The organism is Palleronia caenipelagi, assembly GCF_007004065.1.
Lineage (GTDB): Bacteria > Pseudomonadota > Alphaproteobacteria > Rhodobacterales > Rhodobacteraceae > Palleronia > Palleronia caenipelagi.
Genome location: NZ_VFSV01000066.1, coordinates 1 through 9,936 on the forward strand (window position 1 = coordinate 1; position 9,936 = coordinate 9,936).

The window sequence follows — 9,936 nt, forward strand, 5'->3', positions numbered from 1 at the left end:
TCCTGCGGCTGGTTGGGTTGGATTGGCGAGTGCCGGACTTCAGCACCCTGTGCCGCCGCCAAAAGACGCTGAATGTGGCGATCCCGTATCGCGGCGGCACGGGCCCGCTAAACCTGCTGATCGACAGCACCGGCATCAAGGCCGAAGGCGAAGGTGAGTGGAACGCCCGCAAGCACGGCGGAGCCAAACGGCGCATCTGGCGCAAGGTGCACATCGGTATCGACGAGGAAACATTGGAAGTCCGGGCCGTCGAAGTCACCGGCAGCAACATTGGCGATGCGCCCATCCTGCCAGATCTCYTGGACCAAATCCCGTCTGACGAAGAGATCGGTTCCGTGACGGCAGATGGCGCCTACGACACACGCAAGTGCCACGAGGCAATCGCTGCCCGTTGTGCCGCTGCGATCATCCCGCCCCGCAAGAACGCCAAGCCCTGGAAACCAACGAGCCCCGGAGCCATCGCCCGCAACGAGGCACTGCGCGCGTCCAAATATTTGGGTCGTGCCATCTGCCGACGATAGTCTGGCTACCACCGCCGGAGCTGGGTCGAGAGCAAGATGAACTGCATCAAGCTGCTCGGCCAATCCCTCATGGCCCGAGACTGCGACCGCCAGATCGCCGAGCTGCAAGTTCGTATCGCCGTGCTGAACGGCTACACCGCGCTCGGCGCACCCATGACTGTAGCCGTAAGATAGGTCCGTCCGGGGAAAAGGGAACCGCTCAGACCCCGATTTGTGCAACAGCGCCTCTACACACCAGAAGAATGCTCAAACTACTTCTGTCAGGCCGGGTATGCTTCTACGTGAACTGGAAGCGCTCTAAGCCTCGTTAGCTCTTCTTTTCATCATGACCGAGGTAACTTCTCTTTGCATGTCCAGCAAAGCGACGAGAAGGTCATTCGTTGCCTCAAGGACGTCCTCATTGATATGATCTGAGGTGCTGAGCTGGTGCGTGGCGAGACTCACATCTCGGGCCATACTCAGCATCTCCTCGACTAATCTCTTGGACTTCGCCTCTTGTTCGTTGCGTATCCAATCAGATATTTGCGAGCGCTCCTCGCTCGTCAGAGATACTTCCGCATGTGATTTTACCGCACCAGTCTTAACGACCGCAACCGCAATCCGTTCGAACTCAACCCGTCCAGACTTGGTATTTGTTTGCACACGAAAGACGGTAGCACCGTTGTCTTTCATTCGGAAAAATAGTTTTGGCAGACTTGGAAACAAGGCACTCACTGTTTGACTAAAAATGGTAATATGGGCGATCTACGGATAAGTGGTAGGTTGAGCTTGGTCCGCCTCGCCTCGATTTCGGCTCAGACGGAATCACCCTCACCGTTTTCTAACTTTAATAGATATGCGTGACATTTGCCAAGCGCCTATTCAGCTGTTGTGTTGGTCGTGTCTCTGAAGTCGTGGAAATTTGGGACACGTCCATCAAGGTGGTGTATTTTCCCGGATGGCCTGAGGTCATGATCAGGCGGCTTTTATGCTGAAAATTGGGTCTGTCTCCTCGTTGTCGATCTGGGCGAAGGCCTCGACCATCATGTAGCGGCTGGCGGTTTGCCATTCGTCGTTATGCTCGAACAACACCACGCCGATAAGGCGGATGATTAATGCCTCGTTGGGACAGATGCCGACGACATCCGCACGGCGTTTTACCTCTTTGTTGAGCCGTTCGATTGGGTTGGTCGAGTGTAGCTTTGTGCGATGCTGACGGGGAAAGACCATGTAAGCTAGGACATCATGCTCGCTGTTGTTCGTCAGTTCAGCCAGCTTGGGCCAGCGAGAGCGGAGCTGGTCTGCCACCTTGCGCCATGTTTCTCCGCCTGTTTGCGATCGGGCTGATCGAAGGCCTGGCGGAACGAGCCATTGAGGCGCCATTGGTTCGAGCCCGATGGCGAGTGCGGCCACGACGGTGTGCTGGCCGCGTGACACATGGGCGAGCGCATTGCGCATCCAGTGGACGCGGCAGCGCTGCCCGTTCGCAGGCTCACCCTCAAACACGCGCTCGATGGCCGCCCTGAGGCCGCTGTGGGCATCGCTGATCACAAGCTTGGTGCCGTCCAGCCCACGCGCCTTCAGGCCGCGCAGGACGTCCATCCAGAACGTCTCTGCTTCCGAAGGGCCCGATCCAAGGCCGATGATCTCACGTCGCCCGTCGGTGTTGGCCGCGACCGCTATTATCGCCGCCACGCTGACGATCCGGCCGCCCTGGCGGACCTTGAGATATCTCGCGTCGAGCCAAAGTGAGCCAATCGAACGCCAATGGTCCGAGAGACATTGGCGAACGGCCATTCGCCGGTGAGCGGGCGGTTCAGGAACTCGTTCACGCGCTCATCAATGTCTTTGCACAGCTTCGACACTGTGCTCTTGGAGATGCCAGACAAGCCCATAGCCTGCGCTAACCCATCAACCCGGCCCGTAGACACGCCGCCCATCCATGCTTCTTGGATCATAGCAACAAGCGCCTTCTCGGACGTCTTGCGGGGTTCCAGAAAGCCGGGGAAATAGCTGCCCTGCCGCAGCTTCGGGACCTTCAGGTTCAGCGTGCCCAAACGGGTCTCCAGAGCGCGCTCTCGATACCCGTTCCTCCAGGTCGTGCGGTGATCAGCCCGTTCGTGCTTGCCGGCGCCGATCAGGCCTTCGACGTCAGCCTCCATGACCAGCTGCAAAACGGCCTCGGCGACGGTGCGCAGAAAATCGCCGCCGTCCTGCTTGGCCAGACGTTCGGAAAGGTCCATGTTGGTCTTGGTCATCGGGGGGCTCCGTGTAGTGCGTGGTTGAAATCGTCAAACTCCACCCGATCATACACCTCGATGGCCACCCGGCATTACACCGTTCAAGGCGCAGAAATTACACCACGTGCTCCGATAGTAACAACGTGTGGCTTCAGACCGGTCGTGTCTCGGAAGTGGTGGAAATTTGAAGGTGGCGTAATCTCGGGGTGAACTTGCAACCACCCAGCCGGCGGCGGCAACCGCCAGGGAGATCATGCCATGACCCAGACGACTGAGACCGCGCGCTTTTCGCGACTGGCCAGCGAGACCGGGTTCGACCCGATTGAAGATCGCCTGAGGGCAAATGTCCGTGCGACCCTCGAGGCGGTGTTCGAGGAAGAGCTGGCCGGCTTTCTCGGCCGCCTTCGCTATGGCCGGGGCGGCAGCCCGGTAAAGGGCTCTCGTCACGGGTCCCGTGAACGACAGCTCACCGGCACCTTCGGGGCCGAGACCGTGCAGGTGCCGAGCGCCCGGGTCGAGGACGAAGAGGACAAGGTCACGGAATCGCGGTCGAAGTCGCTGCCACGCTACAAGCGGCTGACGAAGAAGGCCGAGGCGCTGATCGCTGCCGTCTATCTTTCCGGCACCAACACGCGCCGGGTCCGACGCGCGCTGTTCGGGCTGTTCGAGGGTGCCGTCAGCAAGGACGTGGTCAGCCGCGCCTGGCGAAAGGTGACTGGGACGCCTGGTGCGCCCGCAGCCTGGCCGACGAGGACATCATGCGTCTGATCCTCGACGGCACTGTGATCCAGACCCGGCTCGACCAGAAGGCCACGAACATCCCGGTGCTGGCCGCGATCAGGGGGGCGCCGCGACGGTCAGAAGGTGCTGCTGTCCATCCGGAACATGGGCGAAGAGAGCACGTTGGCCTGCCGCCCGTTCCTCGAGGATCTCGATGCCCGAGGCCTGAAGCGGCCCGAATTGGTGATCTTCGAAGGGGCTTCGGGGCTCGAAGCCGCGCTCGTGTCGCTGTGGGGGGGAAGAATTGCCGATCCAGCGCTGCACGGTCCACAAACATCGCAACCTTCTGGCGCATGCCCCGAAACACATGCAGGACGAGCTGGCCAAGGACGACCGGGACATGATTCATGCCGATACAGCGGCCGACATCGAGACGCGGCGAAAGGCACTCCTGCGGAAACGGGGCCTCAAGTGCCGGGCTGTCGCAGACAGCCTGAAGGACGCGGGATACCGGCTCTTCACCTTCATCCGCCTTGACCCGTCGCAATGGAAATCCGCCCGGACCACGACTGCCATCGAGCGGCTGAACGAGGACTTCCGACGCCGCATCAAGACCCAGACCATGCTGCCATGCGCCGAGACCGTGCCGATCCTGCTCTGGGCACTGTTGGCCTCCGGGCAGATCCAGATGCGGAGGGTCGGCGGGTGGGAGGCCCTGTCTCAGACCCTCCAGCCGATGCTCCTTGACCTCGCCGCTTGAGAAACCGAACATCCACATGCCCGGAGCGCGCTGCCAGGCAATTTCCACAGCATTCGCGACACGACCTCGGACTCCACCGCTATCGACTGACCGCCATCTCTTACCGCCACGCCATATCAAATGCTTTCGATCTATGGCGCAGCTACGCCCTCGAAATGACTACGTAATCGTACCCCCACCAGACTTTTGCGATCAGTGCAGAACAAATTGGCAATCTCCTAAAAGTGGAACTGTGCAACTCGGTCAGTTTCAAGCGTTCCGGTGCTCAGCGGATCTAGTACGGTTCTCAACACCACTATTACGATGCTTGTGCGTCTTAGAGCACTGCCTTGGTATATGACTGTGTGCCTCAATGGACATGAGCGCCGGTCTTCCCACCTCGTACAGTCGATTCTGTTGGATAGGTAAAATCTCAAACCGGACAGCGTTAATCGAAATGTTGTCGATGTTGGCCCCCGTCATTCATGACGAGAGTAGTGTGTTCCACGTCTTGGAGGCCGAATTTATTTGAAAATTTGGAGAAAAATCGAACTAGTCCGCGAGGTACACGAAGGGGTAGAGCTGTATGTCCGATATTTTGAGTACGTCGCAGGTCAATGATACGGGGACGATTGGTTTTCAGTCACCACCGGTTCTTTTGAAGCTGGACGACGGTCGAATTCTGCACGTCTGGACTGATGACGGTTTGGGTGACACGACATCCGCTTTTGTCTACGGGCGGCTTCAGAACCCAGATGGGACTTGGGTTGATACCCAGTTTCAGATTGGCAGCGCATCGATCGACGGCACTGACGGTTACGATGTTCCACAACTGGAAGTGCAGCAGCTCAGCGGTGGCAATGTTATTGTTTCGTTTGAACGTGCGAACGGTGATCCGGCTGGAACCGACACTCCGATCTTCACCATCCTCGATCCGAGTTTGACCCAGGCTGACGCCGGTTTTGAAGTTGCTACCGATGTCGAAATTCCGTCAACGGTCGATATACCCTTCGAATCCCCCGCTCAGTTGACAACGTTGTCCGACGGGCGCGTGATCGCCGTCTGGTCGCGGAACGGCTTGAATGACGACACAACGATGGACCTCTATGCACGGTTCATCAATCCCGACGGCACTTTCTCTGGCGGCGAGTTCCAGGTTGGCACTGTCGCAGTCGATGGAACCGATGCGTTCGACGTCCCTAATTTCGAAGTGACGGAATTTGGCGATCTGTCCGGCAACATCATGGTCGGTCTTGTCCGCAATGGTGGAGAAACGGGCGGCTCGGAGCCGGTGTACTCGATCATCGACAGCACCGGCACCCCCGTCGTTTCCGATCAGGAGATGCAGACCGTCGATCCCGTCGGGACCGAAGGGCCGCCGAAGCTCTTGACCCTGAATGATGGTCGCGTTCTGGCGGTCTGGAAGACGAATGCACTCGCAGATGACGGCACAAACCAGCTCGTCGGTCGGATCTTCAATTCCGACGGTACAGCGGGCGACCAATTCAACATCGGCACACTCTTTGTCGACGGGTTCGACGCGCAGGACGTTGACAATTTTGACATCGCCCAAAGTACTAATGGCAATGTCATGGTCGCTTATGTCCAGGCGACTCAGGAATATGGCACAGATCTGCCGGTCTTCACCATGTTCAACCCGAGCCTGGCACCAACTGACCCTGCTTTCATTGTCGCAGAAGACCAGTACATCAACGAGTTCAACACAACGTCGTTCGAGGCTGCACCCAAGATCACAGCCCTCGATAACGGCGGTTTCTTCGCTCTGTGGTCTCGCAGTGTCGATGATGGCAACCTTGTGGGCCGCTTCTTCGACCCCGACGGAAACCCGATCGACGGCGAGATCGATTTCAGCACCCAAGGCACCGGCTGGCAGGCCGAGGGGGCTGGCGGGTTCGACATCGACAATTATGACGTTGTGGCCAACACCGGCTATAACGTAACCGTTGGTTGGGTCGGCAACGACGCCGGGTCTGTCGATGGGTCCGGGACGACCGTTCTGACGGCAACTGCTGAAGCTGGCGCAGACGCGTTGGCAACCACTGATCCGACCCCGGGTCTGGTGAACCAGGACACCGTAGGCTTCCAGTCCCCGCCGCAATCGATCCTGCTGGATGACGGCCGCATTCTTCACGTCTGGAGCAATGATGGCCTGTCCGATGGGACCACGTCGCTTATGCAGGGTCGCATCCAGAACGCTGATGGGACCTGGGCAACCGACCAGTTCCAGATCGGGGCAGCCTCGATCGACGGCACCGATGGCTACGATGTTCCGCAGTTCAACGTCGAGCTATTCGGGGACGGCAAAGTCGCGGTTACTTATCTGCGCGCGAACGGTGATCCGGCCGGCACAGACACACCGATCCTGACAATCCTCGACACCGCGCTGGCTTCGACGGATCCGGGTTTCGAGATCGTATCCGACGCCGAGATCCCATCCACGGTTGACACAAACTTCGAGTCGCCCGCTCAGCTCGAAGAGCTGGCAGATGGCCGGATCATTGCCGTTTGGTCGCGCAATGGCCTCAGTGATGATGGCACCATGGACCTCTATGGGCGCTTCATCAATTCTGACGGGACGTTCACCGGCACCGAGTTCCAGATCGGGACTGTCGCAGTTGATGGAACCGACGGCTTTGATGTTCCGAACTTCGATGTGGAGCAGTTCACCGATGGGTCCGGCAACATCATGGTCGGATTGGTGCAGAATGGCGTAGAAGCCGGGGGGAGTGCACCCGTCTACTCGGTCATCGATACCACCGGTGCTGCGGTTGCGACTGACTTGCAGATGCAGGACGTAAATCCGGTCGGGATCGAAGGCCCCCCGAAAATGGTCGCCCTGCCCGACGGGCGGATCATGGCGGTCTGGAAAACGAACGCTCTGTCCGACGACGGTCCTGCGACAATGGAAGGCCGGATCTTTAACAGTGACGGGACGCCGTCCACTGATCAGTTTACAATCGGCACCATCGGAGTGGATGGCTTCGATCCTCAGGACGTCGACATCTTCGATCTTGCGGTGAGCAGCGACGGCAACGTCATGATCGCCTACTCGCAGACGTCAGCGGCTCCGGGTTCGGACCTGCCCATCTATTCGATCATCAACCCGAGCCTTGCCCCAACCGATCCGGCATTTGTGGTCGCGCAAGACCAATATGTCTTTGAGTATGATGGGGCCGGGTTCAACGGGTCGCCCCAGATCACGGCACTCGATAACGGCGGTTACTTTATTGTGGCCTCCCGGAACCTCGATGGCGGTGACCTTGTCGGCCATTACGTCGACGCAGCGGGCAACCTCGTCGGTGGTGAGATTAACTTCTCCGACATCTCCGGCGGCTATCAGGTTGAAGGCCTTGACGGGTTTGACGTTGAAAACTACGAGGTTGTGCCGCTGTCTGGCTACAATGTTGTGGTCAGCTGGGTCGGCAATGATGCCAGCAGCGTCGACGGATCAGGGACGAGCGTCCTCGTATCGAATGCAACCGCTGCGCCGGTGTGCTTCGCGCGCGAGACGCGGATCCAGACACCGGACGGCTGGGTGCAGGTGGAGGACCTCTCCGTCGGCGATCTCGTTGTCACTCGCGACAATGGTATCAAACCAATCCAATGGATTGGTCGGCGCACGGTCGCGGCTGTCGGAAATTTCGCGCCCATCTTGTTCAAGGCTGGTACCATCGGCAACACCCGCGATCTCCGCGTTTCACCTCAGCATCGGGTGCTGCGCAGCGGCTGGGCTCTCGAAATGCTGTTTGGCGTCGATCAGGCCTTGGTTCCTGCCAAGTCCATGGTTGACGGTAAGAACGTTCTGATCTTGGAAGGCGGTGAAATCGAGTATTATCACATAATGTTCGATCAGCATGAGGTGATTTGCTCCGAAGGTGCCTGGACCGAGAGCTTCCTGCCTGGACCGGAAGCTATCAATTCTGTTGATCGGGCGGCCAGACAAGAGCTTCTTACCCTCTTCCCCGAGCTAATGGGAACCCTGCGTACCGGCGAATTCGCTTGGGCTCCGGCGCAGCCGCTACTTACGGTAAAAGAGTCGCAACTCCTCGTGGGTGCCGACTGACCTGCCACAGGCACACAATAAGAGATGCGGCATTGCGCCGCATCTCACTAAGAAAATAAGAGTGCAAGTCTTCTAGACTCGTTGGTTGAATTATTGCGGCTCTGTGATAAACTATCAGTAGTGTTTGTCTGGAGTCGTGATATGGTAATCTTATGAATCATAATCAGATAGATTTGGTTCACTGAGCCCCATGAAACAGACTTGCCTTGCGGGGAAGGACGGCTAAGCAAATACTATATCAGCTGAAGCGCCGCGATGGCAGAAATCGCCTCTACGCGAACCTTGGGCTATTTGCATGAAACCGTTGTGATCTTTGCGAGGCCAAAACAGGCATTAGGATCACTGACTCCTGCGCCGTGTCGTAAATGTAGACCCAAAGAGCGAAATAGTGAGTTCTCTAGAAAATGCACGGGACGAAATCCGGCATCACCGCCGGTTGATCACTAGCATTGTCTTTCGTCGTCCGGTCATCCTGATCATGACGAGCTACATGCTACTTTATGTTTTGACGGAAGCCTTTGGTCTTGGGGCGGAGCTAAGTCTTGCCGTGAACGCCCTTAAGTGCATTGGATGGACTGCTTATTCTCTTTTTCTATTTTATTTCATTATGCCACCTCTCGCATATTATTTTAGCATCAAAAGATGGCCGATCTTTTATGTAAACGTGATCATCAACTTTATCGCTTCGATAACGGGGGCTATTCTTTCAGAGTACGTGGATATTCATCTGGGGGTTGCTTCCGGATGGGGCTTCCCGCGGTTTATCCAGATTGTAACGGTTGCGTTCCTTGTCTACACTGCATTGATATACATTATAGATACTTCTTATGAGCAGCTCATAATAGATCATTTTAGAGAAGTTCAACGAGACGTGATGTTATTTCGTTTTCCGCCAAGAACTCCTGCAGTTTTGGAGAAAGTACCCTTTGAGAAGCGAGGAAGCCTTCTGCGCATCGAAGCTGATGGTCATTATTGCACAATCGTTACATCTCGCGGAAAACATATCGTCCGACAAAGCATGATGTCCTGCATAGAGGACATCGATGAATCCCAAGGTATTCTGATCCATCGCTCAATATGGATGGCGAATTCAGAAATCTCTCGACTGGTCTATCATAATGGCAACCCTCGGGTGATTGATCGTAATGGTTCAATTTATCCGGTCAGCCGAAAAAAGGCGAACGAAGTTAAAGAAATCGCCGCGCGCCATGGATCTTCATCAAAATAGTCGGACCGGGTTGGCGTTGTTTGAAAAGTCTGGCAACGGAAGAAACGCTGTGTGACATCACTGATTAGCCCCACTTGAGTGGTCCAATTTGATTGTTAGTGCATGACGGGCCTCCGGTCCATCGGTACGACGGTTTCCGGAGCCGGTGGGCGGTAGTATCCGTCTTGGTCAAGCGGAGCGTTCATCCCATTTTCGGCCGTCACGCAACAGGGCGTTGGCGAGCAGGATGAGTTTGCGCATGACTGCCGTGATGGCGAGTTTTGGTGGTTTTCCCTTGTCCAGCAAGGCTTGGTACTTGCGCTTGAGATCGGCGTTGAACCTGACTGCGACCAATGCGGGCATGAAGATTGCAGATCGCAGAGCCGCGCGCCCTCCGCGGATCATTTCCTTGCCTTTCCATTTCCCCGACCGGCGCGTGAACGGTG

At 57.1% G+C, this 9,936-nt stretch carries 5 protein-coding genes and 4 pseudogenes; 6 read left to right on the forward strand and 3 right to left on the reverse strand.

Annotated elements, in window-relative coordinates; all coding sequences use genetic code 11:
- Positions 1-695 (forward strand): annotated as a pseudogene (locus FEV53_RS18430) (IS5 family transposase); the annotation flags it as partial.
- 123 nt (positions 696-818) lie between these two features.
- Here the strand turns inward: FEV53_RS18430 and FEV53_RS18435 are convergent.
- Positions 819-1,193 (reverse strand): hypothetical protein, encoded by a 375-nt coding sequence (locus FEV53_RS18435; protein WP_142836183.1) that lies wholly within the window; start codon positions 1,191-1,193, stop codon positions 819-821.
- Positions 1,194-1,475: 282 nt separating this feature from the next.
- A pseudogene (locus FEV53_RS18440) lies at positions 1,476-2,758 on the reverse strand (IS256 family transposase).
- Positions 2,759-2,998: 240 nt separating this feature from the next.
- Here FEV53_RS18440 and FEV53_RS22195 point away from each other — a divergent pair.
- The 5 genes and pseudogenes from FEV53_RS22195 to FEV53_RS18460 form a co-directional block, all read left to right on the forward strand.
- Positions 2,999-3,685: pseudogene (locus tag FEV53_RS22195) on the forward strand (transposase); the annotation flags it as partial.
- Between the two features lie 79 nt (positions 3,686-3,764).
- Complete coding sequence (locus FEV53_RS22200; RefSeq protein WP_425465504.1) at positions 3,765-4,220, forward strand: transposase; 456 nt, start codon at positions 3,765-3,767, stop codon at positions 4,218-4,220.
- 77 nt (positions 4,221-4,297) lie between these two features.
- A pseudogene (locus FEV53_RS18450) lies at positions 4,298-4,387 on the forward strand (IS6 family transposase); the annotation flags it as partial.
- 398 nt (positions 4,388-4,785) lie between these two features.
- The gene (locus FEV53_RS18455) at positions 4,786-8,283 is read left to right on the forward strand and encodes a Hint domain-containing protein (protein ID WP_142836184.1); all 3,498 of its coding nucleotides are present in this window, start codon (positions 4,786-4,788) and stop codon (positions 8,281-8,283) included.
- Between the two features lie 388 nt (positions 8,284-8,671).
- Positions 8,672-9,511 carry a LytTR family DNA-binding domain-containing protein gene (locus FEV53_RS18460; protein WP_142836185.1) on the forward strand — a complete coding sequence of 280 codons (840 nt, stop codon included), beginning with the start codon at positions 8,672-8,674 and terminating at the stop codon, positions 9,509-9,511.
- A 168-nt stretch (positions 9,512-9,679) separates the two neighbouring features.
- On the opposite strand, the gene FEV53_RS18465 is transcribed toward FEV53_RS18460, so the two are convergent.
- Positions 9,680-9,936, reverse strand: a 257-nt coding sequence (locus tag FEV53_RS18465) for a transposase (protein WP_142836186.1), incomplete at its 5' end; no start/stop codon positions are given.